Here is a 25,694-nt window from a genome sequence, read left to right as displayed (position 1 = left end):
CAGCAACGGACGTTGCGTGCGCACTGTGACGTAAGGCTTATGTTCGGGAAATACACAAAGTGGTGAGGTTAACTTGGCTTGGCGGCCTTGCTCGGGCGATGCCTACTTCAGAGAGCTTCACAAGCGTAGGCTTCGTGATTGCAGCGACAAATCCACGAGCAAGCACCTGCTTACACAAGCGCAACCCAAAGAATGTCAACAGGGTGAGTCCAGCGGTAATCATGATGGTCCCCATCACATGTGATGTTTCATTAGCAGAGTGAGGCGAAATGGGCTCAACGTCAAACGGTGGTGACGCACCCATATTCATCACGTCTGGGGAGACTTGGACAGCCATATTCATCACAGTGCCATCCGCCATGACATGGCTCGTGTGAGAGTCAGAGCTAGAACCCACAACTGAAACACAAACTGCATGGAAGACCGGTGCAAGTGCAAAAAGGAACGCCACCGCGACCATCGCGAATATTGCGGGTACGTGTGGGTGACGTTTCATAGCCATAGTGTGACACGCGTACCTAAGAATGAGCTAGGAATCGCTTCCGCTTAGTGGCCTTCAAGTTCTTCTGGTTCTTTCACCTTGTCTAGGTTGAACCAGGGCAGCATCACGTGAACGACGGGACCAATTGCAAAAGCATAGAGAACCGTTCCCAAGCCGACTGCGCCACCCATAAGCCAGCCCAGTCCAAGAACAAGAACTTCGATGACTGTTCTTACTAGCCAGACGGGCCGCCCGGTAATTCTGACCAGTCCCGTCATCAAACCATCTCGAGGCCCTGGACCCAAGCCAGCGCCGATATACATCGAAATACCTAAGCCGTTAATAACGATGGCCACGATGAAGTACCCCAAACCCCACCTGAAGTCGGGAGCCTGGGGAATCAAGGTAATGAAGTAGTCGATCGAGAGACCAATGGTGATGGCGTTGAGGATGGTTCCAATACCAAGTTTTTGCTTGAGGAATATCCAGAGAAAAAGAACTGCAAAACCCACGACCACAACGACGAGCCCAATGGAGACACCCGTTACTAGTGACAGTCCGAGGTGGAAGGCGTCCCACGGATCAAGTCCAATAGCGGCTTGCAACATGATGGCGAAAGCAAAACCGCAGATGATGAGTCCGGATTCCACCAGAACCAATCTTTTCCACATCGGGGCACCACTCCGGGGAACCTCGAAAATGGAATTGATAAATCTGCGCATGACTTCAGGCTAGGCGCACAGCACAGAGTTAGGAAAACCTCGCCACAGAATTATTACGGCTATCCCAGCATCCGGTTGATGAGCTCGCGATAACGGTCTGCAGTTTTTTGAACAATCTCCTCGGGAAGAACCGGAGGTGTGCCCTTCTTGTCCCAATTCGCTGAAAGCCAATTACGCACAATTTGTTTATCAAAGCTGGTCATTTTTTCCGCAGGGGTAGTTCCTGCTTCATAAGCTGCTGCATCCCAATAACGAGAAGAGTCGGAGGTGAGAACCTCATCAGCGAGGGTGATCACACCAGTTTCTCTGTCGCGACCAAATTCGAACTTCGTGTCAGCAAGGATGATTCCTTTGGCGGCCGCAAGCTCGCTGGCCTGGGTGAAGATTTGAAGTGAAAGGTCGCGCAACGTAGTTGCGTCCTCGAGTCCGATGAGTTCCACAGTTCTCTCAAAGGTGATGTTCTCATCGTGTTCGCCAAAGGGTGCTTTCCACGCAGGGGTGTAAATCGGCTCAGGTAGCTTGTCGCCATCCTTGAGTCCTGCAGGAAGAGCAATGCCACACACGCTCTGGGTCTCGATGTATTCGAGGTAACCACTACCGGAGAGGTAGCCGCGAACAACACACTCAACCGGGAACATGTCCAGGTTGGCAACGAGCATCGCCTTTCCCTGAACCTCTGCAGGGATCTCGCCTGCGCGCAGGTGGTTGGGAACACCAAGCTGATCAAACCACCACAGGCTGAGCTTGGTGAGCAGTTCTCCCTTGCCGGGGATACCTGGCTGGAGCACATGGTCGAAGGCGCTGACTCGATCGCTCGCAACAACCAGCACGCGAGGCGTTGACTCTAAAGTTTCCCCTGCGGGAACGTAGAGGTCACGAACTTTGCCGGAGTAGGTGTGCTCCCACCCGGCAAGGTCGAGCTTGTCGCCTCCGGTGAAACCGGACATTACTTCACAACCTTTTTGGCAATGTCTGTGCGGTATTGACCGCCCTCAAGCTGAATCTTGGCGAGGCCTTCGTAAGCACGCGAGCGTGCCTCGGCAAAGTCTTTTCCACGACCAACAACGCTCAAAACCCGACCACCGGTCGCAATGAGCTCGCCGTCTTGTTCGGTGGTTGCCGCATGGGTAACGTGCACACCCTCAACGGCGTTTGCCAAGGGAATACCGGTCAACACTCTGCCAGTAACAGGAGTCTCGGGATAGTTCTCGCTGGCGAGAACAACCGTGACGACGGCTTCATCTGAGAACTCGGGGCGGTCTCGTCCGGCGAGAGCTCCAGTTGCCGAAGCCATCATGAGTTCAGACAAAGGAGTCTTGAGCCGGGGCAGAACAACCTGAGTTTCGGGGTCTCCAAATCGCGCATTGAATTCGATAACGCGAATTCCCTTGGAGGTGAGAATAAGCCCGCAATAAAGCAAGCCTTGGAAGGGCGTTCCTTCGGCCTCGAGCTGACGGATGGTGGGCAGAGCAATCGTTTCAATCACTTCGGTGACAAACGCGTCTTCACTGCCAAACTGTTCTGTCAGCCACGGAAGTGGCGAGTAGGCACCCATGCCACCAGTGTTGGGACCTTCATCGTTGTCCTTCAGACGCTTGAAATCTTGCGCTGGAGAAAGTGGCAGCACGTCGTGGCCGTCGGCAAACATGAACAGTGACACTTCTTGGCCGTCCAAGAATTCTTCAATGAGGACTGAACCTTGGGTGAGGTAGTGGGAGGCATGCGCCACAGCTGCATCGCGATCGTGAGTAACGAGGACACCCTTACCGGCAGCGAGGCCATCAGCTTTGATGACGTAGGGAGCGCCGTAGTCATCCAATGCTGTCTCGGCATCAAGCAGTGTTGAAACCTTGATTGCACGTCCGGTGGGAACGCCAGCCTCATCCATGATGCGCTTGGCAAAGGTTTTTGAACCCTCTAGAGCAGCGGCAGCCTGGTTGGGACCAAAGACGGGGATACCCATTTCGCGCAAGGGATCGGCGACACCAGCCACAAGGGGTGCTTCAGGACCCACCACGACAAGATCAACATCGAGACCCTCGGCCAGGAAGGCCACGGCTTCTGGATCGAGGATGTTTGTCGTGACGCAAGGAACATCGAAAGCGATACCGGCGTTGCCGGGAGCAACAGTAATCTCGTGGTCGGCATTTTCAGCTAGCAGGGCGGTAACAATAGCGTGCTCGCGGGCACCGGAGCCAAGAACCAGGATTTTCACGAGTTAAGCCTATTGCCCCCGACTAAACTGGGAATTCACTTGCCTTCCACGTATGAGGATTATTTACCCCGTGACCAAGCTTCGACTGGCCATTGTTGGCGCCGGCCCCGCAGGAATCTACGCAGCTGATATTGCGATGAAAGCCGAACGCGATTTCGATCTTTCTATTGACCTTTTTGAACACCTTCCCGCACCTTATGGTTTGGTTCGTTATGGTGTTGCACCCGACCACCCACGCATTAAGGGAATCATCACAGCTCTGCGCGAGGTACTGGACCGCGGAGACATCCGCTTGTTTGGCAATGTGGAATACGGCGTTGACATCACGATGGACGACCTCAAGAAGCACTACAACGCCGTCATCTTTGCTACAGGTGCCATGAAGGATGTTCCATTGAACATTCCAGGCATCGACCTCAATGGCAGTTACGGGGCAGCTGACTTTGTCAGTTGGTATGACGGTCATCCTGATGTTCCCCGCACCTGGCCACTGACTGCACAATCTGTTGCAGTGATCGGTAACGGAAACGTGGCACTTGATGCCGCTCGAATGCTGGCCAAGCACGCTGAAGACCTTCTCGTTACCGAGATTCCTGACAACGTCTATCAGGGTCTCAAGGCCTCTCCAGTAACTGATGTTCACGTCTTTGGACGTCGTGGTCCCGCGCAAGCAAAGTTCTCTCCGCTGGAGCTGCGTGAACTGGGTGAGCTGCGTGATGTTGACATGATCGTTTATGACGAAGACTTTGAGATTGATCCTGCAAGCCAGGCACTGATTGATTCCAACAAGCAAGTCTTTGTTCTCAACAAGGTCATGAACGAATGGCGTACCCGCGAGACCGGCAAGGCCTCACGACGGCTGCACTTGCACTTCTATGCCAACCCTCTCGAGGTGCTCGGGGATGAAGAAGGCAACGTGACGGGCTTCCGTTATGAACGCACAGCCCCCGACGGCTCCGGGGGAGTTGTGGGCGCTGGCGAGATCCGTGAAGTAGAGGTGCAGGCTGTGTATCGCGCTATTGGTTACTACAGCTCACCGCTAAAAGACGTTCCCTTTGATGTTGACAAGGGTGTTATCCCTAACCACGAAGGCCAGGTCATTGATGAGTCTGGAAAGCACATCCCTGGCGTTTATGCCACCGGATGGATTAAGCGTGGACCCGTAGGACTCATCGGTCACACCAAGAGCGACGCGATGGAAACCATCGCTCATGTGCTTGAAGATCAAGTTTCATGGTGGACTCCGGAAGAGCCTGAAGAGGGTGCCATCGTTGATCTGATGGAAAGTCGCGGCATTGAATTCACCACAGCTCAGGGCTGGACTGCTTTAGATGAATACGAGCAGAAGCTTGGTGAGCCTGAAGGACGTGCGCGCATCAAGGTTGTCGATAGAGAGACCATGCTGAAAGCCTCGCGCGCAGAGTAAGTGCTCATAATGCCTAATGACTATGGCCACCCAATGGGTGGCCATAGTCATTGATGAAGTGAAGTTAGAACTTTGCGTCAATCTCTGCGATGAGTGCTTCGATCTTGCTGCGAATTTCGTCACGAATGGGGCGGACATCTTCCACTCCCTTGCCTGCTGGATCTGCTAGTGGCCAGTCAAGGTATTGCTTGCCGGGGAAGAACGGGCACTTGTCTCCGCAGCCCATGGTGATGACGTAGTCAGATGCCATGACAGCCTCGTCGGTGAGAACCTTGGGTGTTGAGGTGGTGAGGTCGATTCCTTCTTCTGCCATCACGGCGATGGCTGAAGGGTTCACTTGATCACGTGGTTCTGTGCCCGCAGAAAGAACTTCAACCCGGTCACCGGCAAGATGTTGAAGATAACCGGCTGCCATTTGTGAGCGTCCTGCGTTGTGGACGCAGACGAAGAGAACAGTTGCTTTGTTGTCAGACATGGTTTTCTTTCTTGTGTGTGGAGTCAATGATTGCCCAAGCGAATACCGCTCCGAGTGTGGCACCGATGAGCTGTGCAAGAACAAAGGGCCCCACTGAGGGCGGGGCAATCCCAGCGAAGCTGTCGCTAAAGACACGACCAATGGTCACGGCAGGGTTTGCAAAAGATGTCGAGGAGGTGAAGAAGTAGGCGGAGCCAATCCATGCGGCAACCGCGAAAGGAATAAAGCGGGCTTGGTCACGAGCAATGAAGACCAGAATCACAACCAAAAGGCCGGCTGTTGCAACTATTTCACCAATAAATAATCCGGGTGAGACCCGCTGTGTTGATGCTATTTGGATAGGCGCCTGGTCAAACATGATGTTTGCCAAAATTGCTCCGGCGATGGCACCTGAAATCTGTGCGATCACATAGGGAAGAACGTGCACTCCAGGTTGGAGCTTCTTTGCCCACAACACGAGGGTAACCGCAGGGTTGAAGTGAGCACCGCTGAGGGGTCCCAAAATTAGAATGAGTAATGCCAGCACAAAGATTGTCGACAACGTGTTGATCAACAGTGCCACCCCAGCATCGTCAGACATCTGGGTGCCCATGATTCCGGAGCCCACAACGGTGGCTACGAGAACGAGAGTTCCGAAGAACTCCGCGAGGGCGAGTCTGAGAGTGTGCATGTGTCAATTCTGATGCTGTTGTATAGGTGTGCCGGAGATGAGCGAAGCCCCAACTGCTCACTTCGAAACTGGTGGGGCTCACAGAGAGAGACCTAGCAGCAGCCGGTGTCGCCGCAGCAACCGCCATCGCCGCCCGAGATTACGTTGAGCTTGATCATGGTTATTCCTTTCTCTCATATAAGGATGAATCGACTATGAATCGAAGTTTATCGATACGTAAATACTGTACATCCTCATATCGATAAATGTCAATATATACTTGAGTCATGGCACTCTCCCAAACCGTCATGGCTTCTAACGCCACAGCTGAGCTTGCCCAGCAGCTCAAAGCGCTTGGTGATGAAACGCGTTTGAACCTGCTGCTCAAGATTGCAGGAACCACCTGTGTTGACGGAGCGTGCATCTGCGACCTCACACCAGATACGAAACTTGCCCAGAGCACAGTGAGCCATCACATGAAACTCTTGGTTGATGCAGGCCTTCTTAAACGTAGCCAAAAGGGTAAATGGGCGTATTTTTCACTCACCCCGGCAGCAAGCAACATCTTGTTAGCGTTAAACCTTGATCCCGTGATGGGTTCCGACAACTGCTGTAGTTAGTTGAGGTATCTTACGCGTCGAAGCGATAACCCAACCCACGCACCGTTACTAAGTGCACAGGCTCTGCAGGGTCTGCCTCGATTTTGGAGCGAAGCCGCTTGATGTGAACATCGAGGGTTTTGGTGTCACCGTAGTAGTCGGTTCCCCACACCCGATCGATGAGTTGTCCACGGGTGAGTACACGACCAACGTTGCTCATGAGGTATTCCAAGAGCTCAAATTCTTTCAGAGGTGTTGCAACAAGCTCACCTTGAACATGAAGGGTGTGGCGGTCAGCATCAAGTCGGATTCCAGCAATGTCGATGACTCCGTCATCGTTGCTGTCGTCTTCACGAACATTACGTCGAAGCACAGCTTTGATGCGAGCGAGAAGTTCACGCGTTGAGTAGGGCTTGGTCACGTAGTCATCTGCTCCCAGTTCCAATCCCACGACCTTGTCCACCTCGGTGTCTTTGGCGGTGAGCATGATGATGGGAATGTTGGAGGTGGTGCGAATCTGTCGGCACACCTCTGTACCAGGAACCTTCGGAATCATGAGGTCTAACAAGATGATGTCGAAGGTGCCATTGGCAAACACATCCAGTGCTTGTTGGCCGTCCTCAGCAATCTCTACCTCAAAACCTTCTCGAGTGAGGAGAAAGGCTAAAGGTTCGCTCAGTGCGCTTTCGTCTTCCACCAGGAGTATGCGGCTCACGTTTTTTCCTTATTTATTGGGTTGCTTCGGGGATGCGAATTGTGAAAGTGGAACCCTTACCTGGTGACGACCAGACTCGGATGTCACCACCGTGGTTAGAAACAATGTGCTTCACGATGCTCAGGCCCAGGCCCGTTCCACCGGTTGAACGAGAACGGGCTTGGTCTGTTCGGTAGAAACGCTCAAAGACTCGTTCAACCTCGTCTTTGTTCATCCCTATTCCCTGATCGGTCACAGCAATTTCAACAAAGGTATTTCGGCGTGCAACGCCAATGCCAACCTGAGATTTATCAGGGGAGTAATGCACAGCATTCGCAATCAAATTACTCAGTGCGACAACGAGTCGTGCAGGGTCGCCGTATATCGCGCAGTCGAGCTCACCACCGCTGACGAGTTTGATTTTGCGAGCCTTGGCTACAACCCGGTTTTGGTCAATAGCTTTTTCTACGATGTCGCTGATGGTGACATGTTCAAAATCCGCTAAGGCACCCTCTGCTTGTAGACGAGAAAGCTCAATGATTTCTCGCGTGATATCACCAAGCCGTTTTGCTTCCGCGCTCAGTCGGTCGGCAAAGTGGCGAACTGTCTCTGGTTCATCCGCGGCTTCCTGAAGTGCCTCAGCAAGCAGTCCAACAGACGCAATCGGAGTTTTGAGCTCGTGGCTGACATTGGCCACAAATTCTCTGCGGATGTCATCGAGGCGCTTGAATTCACCGCGGTCCACCACACTGATCAGAACAAAACGGTTTCTAAAAGGTGAGGCATGAACCGAGACAGTTAGCGTCGCATCGCCCAAAGGTCCGCGAGCAATTTCCATGTCATCTTCTCGGACATCAGTACCTTTGAGTGCTGCTTCTGCAATGAGGACAATTTCCGGAATGAGGATTCGACCTTGACCGACCACGGAGAGAATATTGGCACCTTCAGAGGCCACTAATACATTTAGTGACTTGTCAACGATAAAGACTGCTCCGTCAAGCCCACTGACCACTTGAGCTACACCGCGGGGTAAGTCACCTGATGTTCGCGCATTGTCCATCTGGCGTTGACGAACAACCCAGATAATCAGAAGAACGATCGCCGCACCAGCAACAGCTCCCACACCAATGGCGAGCAAGATTAATGGAGCAGACATGATGCTCTAACGCTAACCCACCTTCGTCCTCCCTCAAAAAGAAAATACGCAGGAGTAGGCTTGGAAAGTCAACTGTTAACCTGACCCGCTCTTTTCGTTAACCTGTGTGACAACTCAACTTCACTCTCACAGGGCTTACTGAGAGAGCGGTTGATTAAGACTATTTATAAGGAATTCACATGCGCGACGTGTTTCAGCAAGAACTTCACGAAGTTCAGCAACGTCTTGTAGAGATTGCCGAGCTCGTTGCTGAGGCAATGCGCAAGGGAACCACTGCTTTTCAGAACAGTGACATTGCCCTAGCAGAGCAGGTCATCGAAGAAGATGCCCACATTGACGAATTGGCACTTACCCTCGACGAACTCGCAATCCAGATACTTGCTCGCCAGCAGCCAGTTGCTCGCGATCTTCGGGTAGTTGTGAGTGCTCTGCGTATCAGCGCTAACCTCGAGCGCATGGGCGACATGGCTGAGCACCTCTCACAGCTCACCCGTTACCGTTTCCCCGACAAGGTCATCGCTAAGGGCCTGCGCTCAACCTTCAAGGAAATGGGCGAGATTGACATCGAGATAGCAGAAAAGCTCATCAAGATGCTCAGATCACAAGAGCTCAAGCAGTTGGAAAAGATTCGCGATCTTGATGACAAGATTGACAGCCTGCACCTCTCTGTCTTTGACAAGGTTCTTTCTGACACTTGGGCGGGAACATCCATGGACACCGTAGATGCTACTTTGGCTAGCCGTTACTACGAGCGTTTCTCAGATCACGCCATTTCGATTGCTCGCAAGGTTGCTTACCTCTCCACCGGAGAATGGGCTCCCGACATTGATGAAATCACTGAGTCAAAAGCATAAATACCTGTGAAGAAAGGCCCGCGAGATTACGCGGGTCTTTCTTCTTTTCCCGAAGATTTTTCAGCGTTCACCTTCTGTTTACCTTGCGTGTGCCAACGCGTCACCCAGGCCACTTATCGTGAACTCAGGATTCAAAACGAGTCCATACACCAAGAAAAATCCTGAAAGGATTTCACGTGAACATCACACGTTTCGGCCGCCCCATGGCAGCCATTGCTATCGCAGCATCAACTGCACTTGTTTTCAGCGCTTGTGCAGCTAACGAAGAGGCAGCTCCCGTTGAAAGCACCCTCGAGGGTACCCTCGTAGGTGCAGGCGCATCCAGCCAGGGCTCAGCTCAGGAAGCTTGGATTGCAGCATTCCAGACTGCTAACCCAGGCGTAACCGTGACCTACGACCCCTCCGGCTCTGGTGCTGGTCGCGAGACCTTCATCGCTGGTGGATCCAACTTCGCTGGTTCTGACTCCTACCTCAAGGATGAAGAGCTTGCAATGCCATTCGCAGCTTGTGCTCCCGACACACTTCCTTTCGAAGTGCCTGCGTACATCTCTCCAATCGCAATCATCTACAACGTTGATGGCGTTACTGACCTCAACCTGGATGCTTCCACAATTGCAAAGATCTTCTCCGGCGCAATCACCAACTGGAACGACCCAGCAATTGCAGCTTTGAACCCCAAGGCGAAGCTTCCTGACTTGGCCATCACCGCTGTTCACCGTTCAGATGACTCTGGTACAACCAAGAACTTCTCTGACTACCTCTTCCAGACTGCCAAGGCTGACTGGGCTATTGAAAAGCCAGCTGACCCATTCCCCTTCCAGACCGGTGAAGGCGCACAGGGTACCTCGGGTGTTGTTGACGCAGTCAAGAACGGTACCGGAACCATTGGCTACGCTGACGCGTCCAAGGCCGGAAGCCTTTCCGTTGCAAACATCAAGGTGGGCGACAAGTTCATCAAGTACACCCCTGAGGCTGCAGCTGCGGTAGTAGCTGATGGTTCGATTGTTGAAGGCCGTGACGCATCTGACATGGCTATCAAGATTGACCGCACCACCACTGACCCCACTCACTACCCCATCGTTCTTGTTTCTTACCTGATCGGTTGCAACGAGTACGCAGAAGCTGGTGTCGCTGACCTGGTGAAGCCTTACTTCGAATACATCCTCAGCGAGCAGGGTCAGGCTGATGCAGCAGCAGCAGCTGGTTCCGCTCCACTCGATGCAGCAACTTCCAAGAAGGCGCTTGCTATCGTTTCCGCAATCAAGTAATTACCTTCTGATGCCCGGCTTGGGGAATCTCAAGATTCTCTGAGCCGGGCATTACCCAAATCCCTAATTTTGCAGTAAGAAGGACTCGTGGCTATCGACGTTCAAGAACCGACTCAGGTCAAAGCACCCAGTCGCCGTGGAGACAAAGTTTTCTCCACTTCTAGCCTCGTTGCAGGTTCTCTTATCCTCGCGGTCCTCGCTGCAGTTGCTATCTTCCTCATTGCTCAAAGCATCCCCGCTTTCGTCGCAGACCCTTCCAAAGTAGGAGAAGGCGAAGGCTTCTGGGCGTATGTCATCCCTTTAGTCTTCGGAACTGTGTGGGCTGCAGCTCTAGCACTGCTGATCTCTGTTCCATTCGCCATCGGCATTGCCCTGTTCATCTCTCACTTTGCGCCCCGCAAGCTCGCTCAAGGTCTTGGTTACATCATTGACCTGCTCGCAGCTGTTCCTTCGGTTGTGTTTGGCTTATGGGGAATCACTGTTCTGGCTCCAGCTGTTCAACCCTTCTTCTCGTGGATGGTCGATAACCTCGGCTGGATTCCTATCTTTGCTGGCCCAGTATCAGGAACTGGTCGAACTATCTTGACTGTCGCAATCGTCTTGGCGGTCATGATTTTGCCCATCATTACAGCGATTACTCGTGAAATCTTTTTACAAACTCCCGTTCTGCATGAAGAGGCAGCTCTCGCGTTGGGTGCTACTCGCTGGGAAATGATTCAGACAGCTGTTCTTCCCTTTGCACGCCCTGGAATCATCTCCGCCACCATGCTTGGCCTGGGTCGTGCACTCGGAGAAACCATGGCTGTCGCAATGGTGCTCTCACCCTCGGTGATTATTTCTTTCGCACTTCTACAATCACAAAACCCCACGACCATCGCAGCAAACATTGCGTTGAACTTCCCTGAAGCACACGATCTCGGGGTCAACGTGCTTATCGCGACAGGTTTGATTTTGTTCCTCATCACCTTGCTGGTGAACTCATTGGCTCGTATGGTGATCAACCGCCGCAAGGCATTCTCGGGAGCTAACTAATGTCCGCCCTCGTTGTTCCCGCTCCGACGAGCGCACGCCGCCTCTCTCAGCTCACTTTGTGGGCAACCGCTGGTGTGAGTGCACTTGTTGCCTTTGGCGTTTTTGGTGTGCTCATGGCGGCCGGCATCTCCGAAGGATTCAACATTGTCGCTGCTGTGTTCGTATCAGCAGTGCTCTTTGTTCTCCTTTCCTACATTCTTTCTCGCATCGTTGAAGGGCGTCGCAAAGCATCTGACCGTCTTGCTACTGGTTTGGTCACCACGGCATTCATTGTGGCTTTGCTGCCTTTGATTTCTTTGGTCTACACCGCAGTGGTCAACGGTCTTCCTCGCTTCGATGCCACCTTCTTCAACTCCTCCATGCGCAACGTCGTGGGTGCTGGCGGTGGTGGCCTTCACGCCATTATTGGAACGTTAGAAATCACCCTGGCAGCGACAATAATTTCGGTTCCCATCGGAATTATGACCGCCATTTATTTAGTCGAATACGGAAAGGGCCGCCTGGCTAAAGCCATCACCTTCTTTGTCGATGTGATGACAGGAATTCCTTCGATTGTTGCTGGTTTGTTCGCCTTCGCACTGTTTGCAATCTTCTTTGGTCCCGGAATTCGTTTCGGTATTGGTGGCGCGGTTGCCCTCTCAATCTTGATGATTCCAGTTGTGGTTCGCTCTACAGAAGAAATGCTCAAGCTCGTTCCGAACGAGCTGCGTGAAGCCTCCTATGCACTGGGTGTTCCCAAGTGGCTGACAATTGTCAAAATCGTCATTCCCACCTCCATTGCGGGAATCATCACCGGTGTGATGCTGTCTATCTCCCGCATCATTGGTGAAACAGCACCGCTTCTGATCATCGTGGGTATGAGCACGAGCATGAACTACAACCTGTTCTCAGATCGCATGGCAACACTGCCTGTATTTGTGTACACCCAATATGCCAGCCAAGGCTCTGATGCTCAGGCATATATCGACCGCGCATGGACAGGCGCCTTGGTGCTGATCTTGATCGTCATGGCGTTGAACCTTATTGCCCGACTTGTCTCTAAACTCCTGGCTCCTAAAGGCCTCCGCTAAGTTTCACCACACCAGAAGGAAAACCTGTGTCTAAGCGCATCGAAGTCAAAGACCTCAACGTTTACTACGGCAAGTTCAAGGCCGTAGAAGACGTCTCGCTCACCATCGAGCCTCGCACCGTTACCGCCTTCATTGGCCCCTCGGGTTGTGGCAAGTCAACCTTCCTGCGCACACTCAACCGCATGCACGAGGTTATTCCTGGTGCAAGTGTTGAAGGTGAAGTCCTCATCGATGGCAAGAACCTCTATGACGCTGATGTGGACCCCGTCATGGTTCGCCGCCAGGTCGGCATGGTGTTCCAGCGCCCAAACCCTTTCCCCACCATGTCCATCAAGGACAACGTTCTTGCCGGCGTGAAGCTCAACAACAAGAAAATGTCAAAATCAGATGCCGACCACCTCGTTGAGAAATCCCTCAAGGGAGCCAACCTCTGGAAGGAAGTCAAGGATCGTCTAGACCTTCCTGGTTCTGGTCTTTCAGGTGGTCAGCAACAGCGTTTGTGTATTGCACGCGCGATTGCCGTGTCACCTGAGGTGATTCTGATGGATGAGCCCTGTTCGGCACTGGACCCCATCTCAACACTGGCTATTGAGGACCTCATCGAAGAGCTCAAGGCGAAGTACACAATCGTCATCGTGACCCACAACATGCAGCAGGCATCACGTGTGTCAGACAAGACCGCTTTCTTCAACATTGCCGGAACTGGTGAACCAGGGAAGCTCATCGAGTTTGATGACACCACCACAATCTTTGAGAACCCTCACGTTCAGGCAACTGAGGACTACATCTCAGGTCGTTTCGGATAATCATCACGCCATAGAGATGGAACCCCTCTCGTTTGAGAGGGGTTCCATCTATTTCTGGTATTCAGGCAGCAAGCTCTGTCAAGACTGCATCAATAATGGCCAGGCCTTCACGTGCCTCGTCCTCTGTAACAACACAGGGTGGAACAACGTGGAGACGGTTATCAGCCATGAAAGGCAGAAGCTTGTGAGCCATGAGAGCTGCCTTGAGCTTGCCCATCCAGGCAGCGTCGACGGGCTCTTTCGTGTCGCGGTTTGTCACGAATTCAACAGCCCAGAACACTCCAGAACCACGAACATCACCGATGATCTGGTGCTTGTCCTTGAGTGCGTTCAGACCGGGGCCAAGAACGGTTTCCCCAATGTGCTTGGAGTTCTCGACGACCCTCTCTTCTTCCATCGCCTCGATAGTGGCAACGATAGTTGCGCAGGCCAGAGGGTGTCCAGAGTAAGTAAGACCGCCAGGGAATACGCGCTCATCGAATGCATGAGCAATCTCTGAACTGATGATGACGCCACCTACGGGAATGTAACCAGAGTTCACACCCTTGGCAAAGGTAATGAGGTCAGGGACCACATCGAAGGCATTGAAGGCAAACCATTCACCGGTGCGACCAAAGCCCGCCATAACCTCATCCAAGATCAATACGATGCCGTATTTATCGGCCAGGGCGCGAACTCCCTTCAAGAACCCAGGTGGGGGAGTGAGGATTCCAGCTGTGCCAGGAACGGATTCAATCAGGAAGGCGGCAATGCTTGCAGGACCTTCTGCTTGAATGGTGCGCTCGAGAAAGTGCAGAGCACGCTCTGACTCTTGCTCAGGAGTGGTTGCCCAGTATTCAGAACGGTAGAGGTAGGGGCCAAAGACGTGCTTGTGGCCACGTGAGTATTCATTAGGAATTCGTCGCCAGTCACCAGTGGACACAATCGCTGCACCCGTGTTGCCGTGGTAGGAGCGATAGAACGAAATGACCTTGTCACGCCCTGTGTGCAAACGTGCCATGCGGATCGCGTTCTCATTCGCGTCGGCCCCACCGTTGGTGAAGAAGACTTTCTCGAAACCCTCGGGGGCGTGTGAAAGGATCTTCTGTGCTGCCAGCGCACGAACATTGTTCGCGTGTGCTGGCGCCACCGTAGTGAGCACATCAGCTTGAGCTTTGATGGCGGCAATCACCTTAGGATGCTGGTGGCCAATGTTCACATTGACCAACATGGACGAGAAATCGAGGTAAGTGTTGCCCTCGTAATCCCAGACCCGTGCACCCTTCCCCCCGGCAATCACGAAGGGAGCTAGTGTTCCCTGCGCAGACCACGAGTGGAAGACGTTACTGGTGTCTGCCTCGCGTACGGTGGCGTTATCGGCAGGGTGCATCAACGGTGATTCAGTCATGAGCCTATTGTCCCAACAATTCTTTGATTGCTTCTTCGAAAACTTCGTGGTGCTTCTGAACATCCTCCACCGAGGTGGTTGGACACATCAAAGCCATGTTGTGGAAGGGAGTGAGCAAGATGCCGCGGTTTGCCAGGTAGAGGTGCAGGAAGTCCTCGAGCTCACCGTCTGCGGCAGCGTTCGCCTCTGTACCGTTCTTGGGGTAGGGCTTAGCAAAGCGGTACTCAGCTCGAGCTCCCAACTGGTTGATCGACCATGGCAGGTCGTACTTGTCAAAGAGTGCTTGCACGCCATCGTTGAACACCGTGGCGGTGGCAATCATCGTCTCGAAAGCTTCCTCAGTGAGCACGTTTTCGAGAGTTGCGCGCATGGCAGCAACTGAGAGCGGGTTACCGGCAAGGGTTCCACCAACACCACCCATGTCGACTAAGTCCAGGTCGGTGCGCGCGAGTGCCTTCTCAGCAAAGTCTGCACTGAGGCCATAGGCGCCAGTGGGAATACCGCCAGCAATGGACTTACCAATAATCACAATGTCGGGCTCTAGGTTGTCACGCTGTGTCATACCCCCAGGGCCTGCAGAGAAAGTGTGGGTCTCATCAATGATCAGGAGGGTTCCGTATTTGCGCGTGAGCGCACGAACACCTTCGTGGTAGCCAGGATCTGGCAGCACAATGCCGATGTTAGTGAGCGCTGGTTCAATCAGAACTGCAGCAACGTCACCGTTGGCAAGTTCTCGCTCGAGCATCTCAAGGTCGTTGAACTCGGCAACACGGCTCGTCATGGTGACATCGACGGGTTCACCCACGTTACCTGGGCGGCTCATTCCATGACCGTCAGGTCCCACCACAATTAAGGATTCATCAACCGATCCGTGGTAGCAGTAGGAGTGGAACAGAATCTTGCTGCGTCCGGTCAGTGCACGCACTAATCGAATAGCCCAGCGGTTGGCATCAGTTGCCGTGAGAGAAAAGCTCCATTTATCCATTCCAAAGCGGCGTGAAAGTTCTGCACCTACCCACTCTGCGTCTTCGGTGGGAAGCATGGTGGTGAGGCCACCCTGTTCGTCAACACGCTTCTTGATGGCGGCAACAACGTCAGGGTTGGAGTGGCCAGCCATCGAACCGGTGTCTCCGAGAGCAAAGTCAATGTATTCGTGACCGTCAATATCCCACACCCGGTTTCCTTTGGCGCGGTCAAGGTAAATGGGGAATCCACCAGCCTTCTTGTTCATCCAGGTCATGGGAACGCGCCCAAAGAGGTGGGTTGCGTTTTCGTAGGCAGCCTGTGACTTGGGGTGCGATGCCGTGAAGGTGGCGCGCTCGCGGTCAAAGAGTTCAGCTAAACGGTTTCTGTCGATCATCATTTTCCTTTGCGGATACGAAATAAGTAGCAAATTTGAGAATTTACTGGCGAAATTGATAGTTCGTAGCCTGATTTACTGAGGATTTCCTCACTATATGATGCTAATCCGTGAATTCACAGTCACACAACATATTTCGGGTACACAATGGAAATGTGGATAAGTCAGTCACCTGGGAACCCGACGTATTAGGCATTGGGTATCTCCAAGCAACCCTCAAACTCAAACCAGATGCTGAGGGAGAGGTAGTTGCCACTTTGGTCAAGGCGTTGCCACCTAAGGCCTCTACCTTCTTCTCCAGAATGACGGGGAAATCAGACCAGGTTGCTACCAACACTGATGTGCTCTACATCCATGGTTGGTCTGACTATTTTTTCCAAAAGAATTTGGCTGAGTACTGGCGCTCGCAGGGTGCACAGTTTTATGCGCTTGATTTACGCAAATATGGGCGCAGCCTTCGGCCTGGCCAATCCGAAGGATTTATCCAAGACCTCTCGGACTATGACGAAGAAATCGAATATGCGCTCGAAGTCATGGGGCACGGCACCGAAAAGTCACACTCTGATTCGCGCGCAGCTTCAGGTAGGAAACTTGTGTTGATGGGGCACTCCACCGGAGGGCTTGTGGTCAGTTTGTGGGCAGATCGGAACCCAGGTCGAGCCGATGCCGTGGTGTTGAACAGCCCCTGGCTGGAATACCAGCTCACTGCAGCTGCACGTGCACTTGTCACACCAGTGCTCAGAGCGGGAACCAAATTAAACCCCAAAGCCCCTATGCCCAGCATTGATTTCGGTTTTTACTCTCGCACCATTGATATCCACAAAGATGGTGAATGGGAATTCAATCCTGAGTGGAGACCAGAGCATGGCTTCCCCGTTCGTCCTGCATGGTTGAACGCCATCCTGACAGGTCACGCCAAAGTTGCAGCAGGACTGAATATTGATGTCCCGGTTTTCACCTGGCTTTCAACCCGGAGTTTGCTCGTACCCAGGTGGAGCCCGGAAATGAAGAAAGCGGACGTGGCTATCGATGTAAATATTGTTGCTGCCCGCGTTCACCAGCTGGGCAAACTGATCACCCTTTCCCGCATTGAGAATGCGATGCACGATGTCATTTTGTCTGCACGTCCGGTTAGGCAGAAAGCATTTGATGAACTTACTCGCTGGTTGAAGGCCTACCTTTAGAACATGGACGCATTTTCAGATCCCTCACTCTTAGTTCAGACCACTGCAGGAGTGGTGCGCGGCACGCAAGATGGAAACACTCATCGCTGGTTGGGTGTCCCCTATGGCAAAGCACCCATAGGAGACCTGCGCTATCGCAGGTCTGTGCCAGTTGAGCCCTGGCAGGGAACGAGGGACGCCCTTGAGTTTGGGAATATTGCGCCCCAAGAGCCCACGAAGCTCATCCCGATTCCTGCCGGTGTTGAGATTGATGAGGACTGCCTCAACCTCAATATTTGGGCACCCATCACCAAGCCTGGAGATAAACCAAAGTCCGTCATGGTCTGGATTCACGGCGGCGCATATTTCATCGGTTTCTCCTCACAAGCCGTCTATAACGGTCACTCTTTGGCAGAAAACGGTGACGTCATCATCGTCACCGTGAACTATCGACTTGGTGCTCTCGGATGGTTAGATTTCAGTTCCATCGACCCCAGCTTTGAAAGCAATATGGGGTTGACTGACCTTGTTCTTGCGTTGCAGTGGGTGAAAAACAACATCGCTGCTTTTGGTGGAGACCCTGATGACGTCACCCTCTTTGGCGAATCGGCTGGTGGTGGTTGTGTCACCACGTTGATGACGATGCCCGAGGCGAAAGGGCTCTTCCACAAAGCGATAGCGGAAAGCTCACCAGCAACCAGTGTCTATAAACCAGAACGAGCTGCGCTTGTTGCACATGCTTATCTCGAGTTGATGGGTGTGAGCACAGAAGACGCCCCACACTACTTGCGTGAAACCGATGCCAAGACGTTGGCATCCTTCACAACCACATTACTTGACCACGTATCGTTGACCTGGCCGGGAACAGTTGCTTTTGCACCCATTGTGGACGGAACTTTTGTGCCTTACTACCCAGTGCAAACATTCCGTAACGGACAGCAACATAAGATTCCTTTGGTTATCGGAACGAATAAAGACGAAGCAGCTTTGTTCAAAATGATGAAATCACCCCTGATGCCCATAAGTGAATCCAGCATCCAAGAAATGTTCGACCTGATGTCCAAGGACCATCCAGACAAGAACTTTGATGAAGAACGGATACTGGATGCTTATCCTGATTTCCCTAAACAAAAAGGCGCGATGGAAATCTCCCGCGATGCGGGATTCCGCATGCCTTCGGTCTGGGTCGCTGAAGCCCACTCACAGGTGGCGCCGACGTGGATGTATCGCTTTGATCAAGCGCCACCACTAATGAAACTGCTGGGTATTGGGGCAAGTCACGCTACTGAGCTGCCCTATGTCTTTGGAACCCTGCCACAGAAGATGAATAAGAAGGCACTGCAGTTTAGGTTGGGTGGGCTGAAAGAAGCGTGGGTTATTTCCCAGCGAATTCAGGCACGGTGGACCAGTTTTGCCAGAACTTCAAATCCCCAAACTGTGGATTCTGAAACTGGGCAAGACCTCACCTGGCCGCGCTATGACGAAACCACACGCGCCACACTCATTATCAACGGAACCGATTCCATCGAAAACGATCCCGATGGGGATATTCGCAAGGCGTGGGGTGAGCAAATACTCGGCTTCAAATAAGCCTTGAGATTTAGCGGAAGTTCACAAACTGCAGAGCAACAGGAAGGTCTGCGTTCTTCAGCAGCGCCATGGTTGCCTGCAGGTCATCGCGGCTCTTTGAAGAAACACGCACTTCATCGCCCTGAATCTGTGCTTTGACAGACTTGGGGCCCTCGTCACGAATGAGCTTGGTGACTTTCTTTGCGTTTTCCTGATCGATGCCCTCTTTCATTTTGGCTTCGATGCGGAATTCCTTACCCGAGGGGAAGGGGTCACCTGCGTCAAGACTACGTAGCGAGATTCCACGCTTGATGAGCTTTTGCTCAAAAACGTCAAGGATGGCTTTGACTCGTTCTTCTGAGTTTGCCTTCATGAGAATCTTTTCGCCGCTCCATTCAATGGAAGCGCCTACGTTCTTGAAGTCATAGCGCTGTTCAACCTCTTTAACTGCCTGGTTGAGTGCGTTATCGGTCTCCATTTTGTCGACCTTGCTTACTACGTCAAAAGATGAATCTGCCATGAGTCCATGTTATCTAAGCCCAGCCTTCGGCAGATTGTCAGCTGTGCCCCTCAGAATGGAAGGACATGGCTTCTCGACGCGTTAGACGTAACCGCACACTTACGGTGTTTGCGGTGTTTGTGCTGGGAATCTGGTGGTTCACTTCGTGTGTAGGAGGCCAATCGTCCGTTGCTGAGAACACACCAACAGCAACTCCCACTCCCACTCCTACAGTTGACGAGTTTGCTGTTTCACTCCTTCCGGGGGCTGCAGCGCTCCCTCCTGTGAAGGAGGGGGTCACAAACTATGACTTGGCTAACTCCCCTGTTGCGGGGTTGGCAGATCCTGCCTGGGTGAAAACCACGTCAGAAAAAACTGGAATTCCCAAGCGGGTGCTCACTGCGTATGCGGGTGTTGCTTTGCAACTGAATGCCTACAAGCCGGAGTGCAAGCTTTCCTGGAATACTCTTGCTGGAATTGGTTGGGTGGAATCGCGCCATGGGACGATTTTTGGCGGCAAGGTCAAGAGTGACGGAAACATGAGTGAGCCCATTTATGGCATTCCACTTGATGGCAAAAACAACACCAAAGCCCTTCCCGATTTTGACGACGGCAATTTTGATGGCACCGCAGAATTTGACCGCGCTGTCGGCCCCATGCAATTCATTCCACCAACCTGGGCTGCCTGGCACAGTGATGGAAATGGTGACGGAATTGAAGACGGCCAAAACATTGATGACTCTGCGTTCGCCGCGGGAAGATACCTGTGTTTTAGTGGGGGAGATCTCTCCACACCAGAAGGCTGGCGCAAGGCACTTCGAGGTTACAACGCCTCAAATAATTACGCTAAAGACGTTTCTAACAAAGCCAAAGAGTACGCAGAAAAATCAAAGTAGTTCTTTCCGATTTTCATCAATCGCATCACCCCGGTATTGTTGAGAAGCGCTCTTGAGTAATCAAGAAGTTCGCAACGGCAAGTTACCCTAGCGGCCAAAGGGATCTGACTGTAAATCAGACGGCTCAGCCTTCGGGGGTTCGAATCCCTCACTTGCCACAATCAAAAAAGCCTCCCTCATCGGGAGGCTTTTTCTTTACCTACTTTTCAGCTTCTGCTTTATACGCCGTCAGCATCAGGGCAAGATACTTTTCCACTGCAGCTCGCTCCTCTTCGTTCATGTCGTCAAGGATAGATTCGCTGGCGCTAATCAAAGGCATGATTCTTTGCCAGGCGGTTGCAACCGATTGCGGGTTGGGAACGACCACAACAGCTCTTCGGTCTGTCGGATGTGATTGACGGGAAACGTGACCAACATCCACAAGTCTGTCAATCATGGTGGTCCCCGCAGCGGGGCTCAGCCCGACAGACTTAGCAAGATCTCCTGCAGACATCGGCCCATGTTCAATCAGATGTGTCATAGCTTGGAGATCGGTCTGATTGACCATCAGATGTTGGCCAACTGTTTTTGAGTATTCTTCGCTCTCTTGAATGACAGAGCGAAGCAGCCTTGTGGCGCGGTGGCCGTACATGGCTGGTTCTGTTTGGCTTTGTTCACTCATTGTTATATATTTTAGCTATCGAATAGTTCGACTGTCGAATTAAGTTGATAATTTATGTCAAGTAATTCGAAAGTTGACACAACTCAAGGAAATTCATGAATCGTCTCATCTCATTCATCACGGGTAGGAAAACTGCCTGGGCCACCATCGTTGTTGGATTCATCCTGGCTGCATTAGCGCTAGGTCCATTCCGTGCGGCGACGACTGAAACAAACCCCACCAATGGTCTTCCCTCCGATAGTGAAACAGCTTTGGTCAACGAAGCCCTGAAAGATTTGCCTGGGGCTGATTCGACAGCTGCTGTTGTTGTCTACAAATCAGACGGCACATTTAGCGATTCTCAACTTGAGTGGTTGCAGGGGAGCTTCAACCCCATCGTTCAACTACCCACCGGTGGTGTGAACGAAAACTTCACAGAATTTACTAACGCAGAAGTTAACGGCGAGCCTTTCGTTCCTCCAGCCGTTGTTTCCGAGGACAACACGACCGCAGTTGTAACCATCCCTTTGGAAAAGAGCGATGAGACTGAGGTTGTTGCGGAGCGCATCAAAGAAATTCGCGCCACAGCCCAGGAGGGATTACCCAGCGGAATCACCACCTATGTCACTGGTCCTGAAGGATTCCAGGCAGACCTCGTCGGTGTATTCGCTGGCGCAGACTTCACCTTGTTGCTCTTCACCGTGATTGTTGTCGCGGTCCTGCTGATTGTGACGTATCGCTCACCAGTTCTGTGGATTGTCCCGCTTTTGGTTGTGGGAACTGCTGACGGTGTTGCCGGCCAGGTTGGTCGCAATGTTGCAACCGCTTTTGGAATTGTTCCTGATGGTTCCGTCACAGGTATCTTGTCGGTGCTTGTGTTTGGTGCGGGAACGAACTATGCGTTGCTTCTGATTGCCAGATACCGTGAAGAACTTCTCCGCAACGAAGATCGCCACGTTGCGATGGCTGCTGCGTTGCGCGGTGCAGGCCCCGCAATTATCGCCTCGGGTTCAACCGTGACCTTGGCTCTACTGACCCTCACCCTCGCAGAGCTTGGCGGAAACCGTGCACTCGGTCTTGTCTGTGCCACAGGTATCGTGATTGCGATGATCGCCGCACTAGTGTTCCTCCCAGCATCGCTGGTTGTGTTCGGTCGCGGACTCTTCTGGCCGTTCATTCCTAAACTTGGCGCAGAAAACAAATCACTTAACGGAGTGTGGGGCAAGCTCGGACGTGGTGTTGCTAAGCGTCCAGTGATCATCTCCATCGTTGGATTTGGAATCCTTTTTGCCCTCGCACTGGGGGCAACCGGAATTAAGGTCGGTCTTTCCAGCACCGAGCAGTTCCGAGTTAAGCCTGAGGCGGTTTATGGTCAGGAAGTTCTTGCCGAAGCATTCCCTGCCGGGGCAACAACCCCCACGATCGTCATTGTGAACAAAGACAGCGCTGACCAAGCAATTGCAGCCGCAGAAACTGTGAGCGGAGTTGCTTCGGCAACTGAAGTCTCACAGAACGATTCCGTAGCCCGCATCGATGTCATTTTGGATGGCGAACCAGGCTCTGAAGAGGCCTATCAGTCCATCAAGGACCTGCGCACTGAGTTGGCAACCGTTGATGGCGCGGATGCACTCGTGGGTGGACTCGATGCTGAACAACTCGATGTTCGCACTGCTTATTCCCACGACCAGATGATTGTGATTCCACTCATCCTGCTGCTGGTATTCGGCGTTCTAGTCTTCTTATTGAGGGCTTTAGTAGCGCCAATCCTGTTGCTGCTGACAGTTGTGGCATCCTTCTTCGCAGCGCAGGGAGCAGCATGGCTGTTGTTCACCAACGTGTTGGGAATCCCCGCTCTTGATCTGAGCGTGTTCCTCTTCTCCTTCTTGTTCTTGGTTGCTTTGGGTGTTGATTACAACATCTTCCTTGTTGCTAGAGCCCAAGAAGAAGCGGTGCACTTTGGTACAAAGGAGGGCATGATTCGTGCCCTAGCAACAACCGGTGGTGTGATTACCAGCGCGGGTATTTTGCTCGCAGCGGTTTTCGCCGTTCTGGGTGTCTTGCCTCTGATTGCTCTCTACCAGATCGGCATCATCGTCGGTATTGGTGTTCTGTTGGACACCCTCCTTGTTCGAACAGTGATTGTTCCAGCACTGGCGTTTATGACAGGGGACAAGTTCTGGTGGCCACGTAAGAAACTCACGGCTCCCAAATTTGGCTAACTCAACCAACAGAAAGCGCCAGGACTTTTGTCCTGGCGCTTTCCTCTTTGCCTTGAAAGGGGCCCACAGAAAAATAGCTCGATATCAAGATACTTTTAGGTAGACTTGGAATAGAGATTGTTGAGCCCCAACACCAACGAAGAATGGCATGTACGTGAACGAATCGACCATTGTCTACACCTACACTGACGAAGCACCCGCGCTGGCGACTGCATCGTTCCTTCCCATCGTTCAGGCATATGCCAAAGCTGCGGGAGTATCCATCGAGACCCGCGATATCTCACTTGCCGGACGCATTCTCTCTGCATTCCCTGAGCGACTCAGCGCAGATCAACAAGTTGCAGACGCACTGAAAGAACTAGGTGAATTGGCAAAGACTCCAGAAGCCAACATCATCAAGCTTCCCAACATCTCTGCTTCCATTCCTCAACTTAAGGCAGCTATCGCTGAGCTTCAGGCAGCAGGATGTGATGTTCCTGACTATCCAGACGAGCCCAGCACGGACGCGGAAAAAGATGCACGTGCACGCTACGACCGCATCAAAGGAAGTGCTGTAAACCCTGTCCTTCGTGAAGGTAACAGCGACCGCCGTGCGCCCATGTCAGTGAAGGCATACGCCCGCAAGCACCCTCATGTGAACAAGCCTTTCGCGGCAGGATCAAAAACACGTGTGGCAACCATGGGTCACGATGACTTCTTCTCGAACGAAAAGTCAGTCGTGCTGCCAGCAGCGGACACACTTACCATTCGTCACATCGCAACTGACGGCACCGAGACAGTCTTGAAGTCGGGTCTTAAAGTTCTTGAGGGTGAAATCGTTGACGCCACATTTATGTCCGTGGCAGCACTTGATGAATTTCTGGCTGAAACTCTTGAACAAGCCAAGAAAGACAACGTTCTGTATTCCGTGCACCTCAAGGCAACCATGATGAAGGTGTCCGACCCCATCTTGTTTTGCCACGTCGTGAAAGCATTCTTCTCTGGTGTTTTTGACAAGCATGGAGCACAGCTTGAGGCTGCAGGTTTGACTGCTAATGACGGTCTTGGCGCAATCCTGGCTGGACTCAATGATGTTGCAGGCGGCGACGCAATTGCTGCAGAGTTCGCGGCAGCCATTGCTGCAGGTCCACGCCTGAGCTATACCAACAGCGATAAGGGAATCACTAACCTTCATGTTCCTTCCGATGTCATCGTGGACGCATCTATGCCGGCATTGGTGCGTAATGGTGGAAAGTTGTGGGGTGTTGATGGTGGAGAAGACGACACCATTGCCGTCATTCCTGACTCCTCCTACGCTGGGGTGTACCAGGCGACGATTGAAGACGTCATTGCCAACGGCCCACTCGACCCTGCCACTATCGGTACCGTTCCCAACGTGGGATTGATGGCTCAGGCAGCTGAAGAGTATGGAAGCCACGACAAGACTTTCGAGATTGCTGCACCAGGACGTGTCGAGATCATCAACTCCGCAGGAGAGGTACTCATCTCTCACGACGTTGCCAAGGGAGACATTTGGCGCGCAACCCAGACCAAAGACATTCCCGTTCGTGACTGGGTCAAGCTAGCTGTCAGCCGAGCTCGTGCAACAGGTGTACCCGCCGTGTTCTGGCTGGATGAGAAACGTGCACATGACGCTCAGATCATCAAGAAGGTCACGACCTACCTCGCCGATCACGACACCACTGGTTTGACCATCGAGATTATGGCTCCAGCGGATGCGACCAAGTATTCACTTGCTCGCATTCGCAAGGGCGAAGACACCATCTCGGTAACCGGTAACGTTCTGCGCGACTACCTCACCGATCTCTTCCCCATTCTTGAAGTGGGAACAAGCGCCAAGATGTTGTCGATTGTTCCTCTGCTTGCCGGTGGTGGACTGTTCGAAACAGGTGCTGGTGGTTCTGCCCCCAAGCACGTTCAGCAGCTGCTCGAAGAAGACTTCCTTCGTTGGGACTCCCTGGGTGAATTCTTTGCGCTCGCGGCATCACTTGAGCACTTAGCTGACACCACCGGAAATACTCAGGCCAAGGTACTTGCTGACACGCTCGACCGCGCAACCGGAACCTTCCTTGAAGAAGACCGTTCACCTGGACGCAAGGTGGGCACCATCGATAACCGTGGAAGCCATTACTACCTCGGACTCTACTGGGCTCAGGAATTGGCCAAGCAGTCACAGGATGCAGCTTTGGCTGCCACCTTCGCTCCCGTAGCTGAAGCACTCGCTGCACACGAAGAGCAGATTGTTGGCGAACTCATTGCTGTTCAGGGTAAGCCCGTCAATATTGGTGGCTACTACCGCCCCAAGACTGAGCTGGTTGACCAGGTGATGCGTCCGTCTGAAACATTGAACAACGTCATCGATTCGATCAACTAGATCCTTATTCATTTTGTTCAGCCTCTGAGAAATCAGAGGCTGAACCGTTTTCTTACTTCAACTTGTAACGGTTAGCAACAAGCAAGTGCGGACGGGGGAGGTCTAATTTTCGGTCGCACTAATTGCTCTTTGGGCATTCT

General features: G+C 52.6%; 25 protein-coding genes and 1 tRNA gene. 13 read left to right on the top strand and 13 right to left on the bottom strand.

Annotated elements, in window-relative coordinates; genetic code table 11:
- Nucleotides 1-37: 37 nt before the first annotated feature.
- Genes AURUGA1_RS07315 through purD form a run of 4 tightly spaced genes read right to left on the bottom strand, consistent with a single transcriptional unit; the run spans nt 38 to nt 3,418 of the window.
- Complete coding sequence (locus AURUGA1_RS07315; protein ID WP_162784093.1) at nt 38-496, bottom strand: hypothetical protein; 459 nt, start codon at nt 494-496, stop codon at nt 38-40.
- Nucleotides 497-546: 50 nt separating this feature from the next.
- Entirely contained in the window at nt 547-1,203 is a 657-nt protein-coding gene (locus AURUGA1_RS07310) for a YitT family protein (RefSeq protein ID WP_240187359.1), read from the bottom strand.
- 59 nt (nt 1,204-1,262) lie between these two features.
- Nucleotides 1,263-2,150: a phosphoribosylaminoimidazolesuccinocarboxamide synthase gene (locus tag AURUGA1_RS07305; RefSeq protein WP_114129534.1), complete on the bottom strand. Its 888-nt coding sequence runs from the start codon at nt 2,148-2,150 to the stop codon at nt 1,263-1,265.
- Nucleotides 2,150-3,418: a phosphoribosylamine--glycine ligase gene (gene purD, locus AURUGA1_RS07300; protein ID WP_114129533.1), complete on the bottom strand. Its 1,269-nt coding sequence runs from the start codon at nt 3,416-3,418 to the stop codon at nt 2,150-2,152. Before purD ends, AURUGA1_RS07305 begins: the two co-directional genes overlap by 1 nt.
- 70 nt (nt 3,419-3,488) lie before the next feature.
- Between purD and AURUGA1_RS07295 the strand changes: the two genes are divergently transcribed.
- A complete protein-coding gene (locus AURUGA1_RS07295) occupies nt 3,489-4,844 on the top strand; it encodes an FAD-dependent oxidoreductase (RefSeq protein ID WP_114129532.1) in 1,356 nt (451 codons plus the stop codon).
- Nucleotides 4,845-4,908: 64 nt separating this feature from the next.
- Here the strand turns inward: AURUGA1_RS07295 and AURUGA1_RS07290 are convergent, their stop codons facing one another.
- Nucleotides 4,909-5,319, bottom strand: a complete 411-nt coding sequence (locus AURUGA1_RS07290; protein WP_114129531.1) for an arsenate reductase ArsC — start codon at nt 5,317-5,319, stop codon at nt 4,909-4,911.
- Entirely contained in the window at nt 5,312-5,989 is a 678-nt protein-coding gene (locus AURUGA1_RS07285) for an MIP/aquaporin family protein (protein WP_114129530.1), read from the bottom strand. The genes AURUGA1_RS07290 and AURUGA1_RS07285 overlap by 8 nt, the downstream gene beginning before the upstream one ends.
- 266 nt (nt 5,990-6,255) lie before the next feature.
- Here AURUGA1_RS07285 and AURUGA1_RS07280 point away from each other — a divergent pair, with 266 nt between their 5' ends.
- Nucleotides 6,256-6,588, top strand: a complete 333-nt coding sequence (locus tag AURUGA1_RS07280) for a metalloregulator ArsR/SmtB family transcription factor (protein WP_114129529.1) — start codon at nt 6,256-6,258, stop codon at nt 6,586-6,588.
- Nucleotides 6,589-6,598: 10 nt separating this feature from the next.
- Here AURUGA1_RS07280 and AURUGA1_RS07275 read toward each other — a convergent pair whose 3' ends face one another.
- Together AURUGA1_RS07275 and AURUGA1_RS07270 are read right to left on the bottom strand one after the other, a co-directional pair.
- The gene (locus AURUGA1_RS07275) at nt 6,599-7,282 is read right to left on the bottom strand and encodes a response regulator (protein WP_114129528.1); all 684 of its coding nucleotides are present in this window, start codon (nt 7,280-7,282) and stop codon (nt 6,599-6,601) included.
- A 13-nt stretch (nt 7,283-7,295) separates the two neighbouring features.
- Complete coding sequence (locus tag AURUGA1_RS07270; RefSeq protein WP_114129527.1) at nt 7,296-8,417, bottom strand: cell wall metabolism sensor histidine kinase WalK; 1,122 nt, start codon at nt 8,415-8,417, stop codon at nt 7,296-7,298.
- Nucleotides 8,418-8,596: 179 nt separating this feature from the next.
- Between AURUGA1_RS07270 and phoU the strand changes: the two genes are divergently transcribed.
- Nucleotides 8,597-9,271, top strand: a complete 675-nt coding sequence (gene phoU, locus AURUGA1_RS07265) for a phosphate signaling complex protein PhoU (RefSeq protein WP_114129526.1) — start codon at nt 8,597-8,599, stop codon at nt 9,269-9,271.
- Between the two features lie 172 nt (nt 9,272-9,443).
- Here the strand turns inward: phoU and AURUGA1_RS08135 are convergent, their stop codons facing one another.
- A complete protein-coding gene (locus AURUGA1_RS08135) occupies nt 9,444-9,518 on the bottom strand; it encodes a hypothetical protein (RefSeq protein WP_371412373.1) in 75 nt (24 codons plus the stop codon).
- Here AURUGA1_RS08135 and pstS point away from each other — a divergent pair.
- The 4 genes from pstS to pstB all read left to right on the top strand — a co-directional run bounded on the left by pstS (nt 9,484) and on the right by pstB (nt 13,447).
- Nucleotides 9,484-10,539: a phosphate ABC transporter substrate-binding protein PstS gene (gene pstS / locus AURUGA1_RS07260; protein ID WP_371412372.1), complete on the top strand. Its 1,056-nt coding sequence runs from the start codon at nt 9,484-9,486 to the stop codon at nt 10,537-10,539. The two genes, AURUGA1_RS08135 and pstS, sit on opposite strands and share 35 nt — an antisense overlap.
- An 87-nt stretch (nt 10,540-10,626) precedes the next feature.
- Nucleotides 10,627-11,571 carry a phosphate ABC transporter permease subunit PstC gene (gene pstC / locus AURUGA1_RS07255; protein WP_240187358.1) on the top strand — a complete coding sequence of 315 codons (945 nt, stop codon included), beginning with the start codon at nt 10,627-10,629 and terminating at the stop codon, nt 11,569-11,571.
- On the top strand, nt 11,571-12,641 hold the full coding sequence (gene pstA, locus AURUGA1_RS07250) for a phosphate ABC transporter permease PstA (RefSeq protein WP_114129525.1): 1,071 nt from the start codon (nt 11,571-11,573) through the stop codon (nt 12,639-12,641). Before pstC ends, pstA begins: the two co-directional genes overlap by 1 nt.
- Nucleotides 12,642-12,667: 26 nt before the next feature.
- Nucleotides 12,668-13,447: a phosphate ABC transporter ATP-binding protein PstB gene (gene pstB, locus AURUGA1_RS07245; protein ID WP_114129524.1), complete on the top strand. Its 780-nt coding sequence runs from the start codon at nt 12,668-12,670 to the stop codon at nt 13,445-13,447.
- A gap of 61 nt (nt 13,448-13,508) precedes the next feature.
- Here the strand turns inward: pstB and AURUGA1_RS07240 are convergent, their stop codons facing one another.
- Together AURUGA1_RS07240 and AURUGA1_RS07235 are read right to left on the bottom strand one after the other, a co-directional pair.
- A complete protein-coding gene (locus AURUGA1_RS07240; RefSeq protein WP_240187357.1) occupies nt 13,509-14,834 on the bottom strand; it encodes an aspartate aminotransferase family protein in 1,326 nt (441 codons plus the stop codon).
- A gap of 4 nt (nt 14,835-14,838) precedes the next feature.
- A complete protein-coding gene (locus tag AURUGA1_RS07235) occupies nt 14,839-16,197 on the bottom strand; it encodes a transaminase (protein ID WP_114129522.1) in 1,359 nt (452 codons plus the stop codon).
- 152 nt (nt 16,198-16,349) lie between these two features.
- Here AURUGA1_RS07235 and AURUGA1_RS07230 point away from each other — a divergent pair, with 152 nt between their 5' ends.
- Both AURUGA1_RS07230 and AURUGA1_RS07225 read left to right on the top strand, forming a co-directional pair.
- Nucleotides 16,350-17,378 carry an alpha/beta hydrolase gene (locus AURUGA1_RS07230; protein WP_114129521.1) on the top strand — a complete coding sequence of 343 codons (1,029 nt, stop codon included), beginning with the start codon at nt 16,350-16,352 and terminating at the stop codon, nt 17,376-17,378.
- A gap of 3 nt (nt 17,379-17,381) precedes the next feature.
- Nucleotides 17,382-18,947 carry a carboxylesterase/lipase family protein gene (locus tag AURUGA1_RS07225; RefSeq protein ID WP_114129520.1) on the top strand — a complete coding sequence of 522 codons (1,566 nt, stop codon included), beginning with the start codon at nt 17,382-17,384 and terminating at the stop codon, nt 18,945-18,947.
- Nucleotides 18,948-18,957: 10 nt separating this feature from the next.
- Here the strand turns inward: AURUGA1_RS07225 and AURUGA1_RS07220 are convergent, their stop codons facing one another.
- The gene (locus AURUGA1_RS07220; protein WP_114129519.1) at nt 18,958-19,446 is read right to left on the bottom strand and encodes a YajQ family cyclic di-GMP-binding protein; all 489 of its coding nucleotides are present in this window, start codon (nt 19,444-19,446) and stop codon (nt 18,958-18,960) included.
- A 65-nt stretch (nt 19,447-19,511) separates the two neighbouring features.
- Here AURUGA1_RS07220 and AURUGA1_RS07215 point away from each other — a divergent pair, with 65 nt between their 5' ends.
- Nucleotides 19,512-20,321, top strand: a complete 810-nt coding sequence (locus AURUGA1_RS07215; protein WP_114129518.1) for a lytic transglycosylase domain-containing protein — start codon at nt 19,512-19,514, stop codon at nt 20,319-20,321.
- Nucleotides 20,322-20,397: 76 nt separating this feature from the next.
- Nucleotides 20,398-20,479 (top strand) — tRNA-Tyr (locus tag AURUGA1_RS07210).
- A gap of 41 nt (nt 20,480-20,520) precedes the next feature.
- Here the strand turns inward: AURUGA1_RS07210 and AURUGA1_RS07205 are convergent.
- Nucleotides 20,521-20,982: a MarR family winged helix-turn-helix transcriptional regulator gene (locus tag AURUGA1_RS07205; protein WP_114129517.1), complete on the bottom strand. Its 462-nt coding sequence runs from the start codon at nt 20,980-20,982 to the stop codon at nt 20,521-20,523.
- 95 nt (nt 20,983-21,077) lie between these two features.
- Between AURUGA1_RS07205 and AURUGA1_RS07200 the strand changes: the two genes are divergently transcribed.
- On the top strand, nt 21,078-23,180 hold the full coding sequence (locus tag AURUGA1_RS07200) for an MMPL family transporter (protein WP_114129516.1): 2,103 nt from the start codon (nt 21,078-21,080) through the stop codon (nt 23,178-23,180).
- Between the two features lie 154 nt (nt 23,181-23,334).
- Nucleotides 23,335-25,554 carry an NADP-dependent isocitrate dehydrogenase gene (locus tag AURUGA1_RS07195; protein WP_114129756.1) on the top strand — a complete coding sequence of 740 codons (2,220 nt, stop codon included), beginning with the start codon at nt 23,335-23,337 and terminating at the stop codon, nt 25,552-25,554.
- Nucleotides 25,555-25,694: the final 140 nt, after the last annotated feature.

Source organism: Aurantimicrobium sp. MWH-Uga1 (assembly GCF_003325955.1).
Classification (GTDB): Bacteria; Actinomycetota; Actinomycetes; order Actinomycetales; family Microbacteriaceae; genus Aurantimicrobium.
The sequence above is the reverse complement of the archived record's forward strand: the minus strand, read 5'-3'. Positions and strand labels throughout refer to the sequence as shown.

Coding starts and splice junctions, on each gene's coding strand:
- AURUGA1_RS07225 (WP_114129520.1), top strand. CDS start 17,382: ATGGACGCATTTTCAGATCCCTCACTCTTAGTTCAGACCACTGCAGGA.
- AURUGA1_RS07215 (WP_114129518.1), top strand. CDS start 19,512: ATGGCTTCTCGACGCGTTAGACGTAACCGCACACTTACGGTGTTTGCG.
- pstA (WP_114129525.1), top strand. CDS start 11,571: ATGTCCGCCCTCGTTGTTCCCGCTCCGACGAGCGCACGCCGCCTCTCT.
- AURUGA1_RS07285 (WP_114129530.1), bottom strand. CDS start 5,989: ATGCACACTCTCAGACTCGCCCTCGCGGAGTTCTTCGGAACTCTCGTT.
- AURUGA1_RS07305 (WP_114129534.1), bottom strand. CDS start 2,150: ATGTCCGGTTTCACCGGAGGCGACAAGCTCGACCTTGCCGGGTGGGAG.
- AURUGA1_RS07205 (WP_114129517.1), bottom strand. CDS start 20,982: ATGAGTGAACAAAGCCAAACAGAACCAGCCATGTACGGCCACCGCGCC.
- AURUGA1_RS07220 (WP_114129519.1), bottom strand. CDS start 19,446: ATGGCAGATTCATCTTTTGACGTAGTAAGCAAGGTCGACAAAATGGAG.
- AURUGA1_RS07315 (WP_162784093.1), bottom strand. CDS start 496: ATGAAACGTCACCCACACGTACCCGCAATATTCGCGATGGTCGCGGTG.
- phoU (WP_114129526.1), top strand. CDS start 8,597: ATGCGCGACGTGTTTCAGCAAGAACTTCACGAAGTTCAGCAACGTCTT.
- AURUGA1_RS07200 (WP_114129516.1), top strand. CDS start 21,078: ATGAATCGTCTCATCTCATTCATCACGGGTAGGAAAACTGCCTGGGCC.
- AURUGA1_RS07310 (WP_240187359.1), bottom strand. CDS start 1,203: ATGCGCAGATTTATCAATTCCATTTTCGAGGTTCCCCGGAGTGGTGCC.
- AURUGA1_RS07270 (WP_114129527.1), bottom strand. CDS start 8,417: ATGTCTGCTCCATTAATCTTGCTCGCCATTGGTGTGGGAGCTGTTGCT.
- AURUGA1_RS07235 (WP_114129522.1), bottom strand. CDS start 16,197: ATGATGATCGACAGAAACCGTTTAGCTGAACTCTTTGACCGCGAGCGC.
- AURUGA1_RS07240 (WP_240187357.1), bottom strand. CDS start 14,834: ATGACTGAATCACCGTTGATGCACCCTGCCGATAACGCCACCGTACGC.
- AURUGA1_RS07280 (WP_114129529.1), top strand. CDS start 6,256: ATGGCACTCTCCCAAACCGTCATGGCTTCTAACGCCACAGCTGAGCTT.
- AURUGA1_RS07290 (WP_114129531.1), bottom strand. CDS start 5,319: ATGTCTGACAACAAAGCAACTGTTCTCTTCGTCTGCGTCCACAACGCA.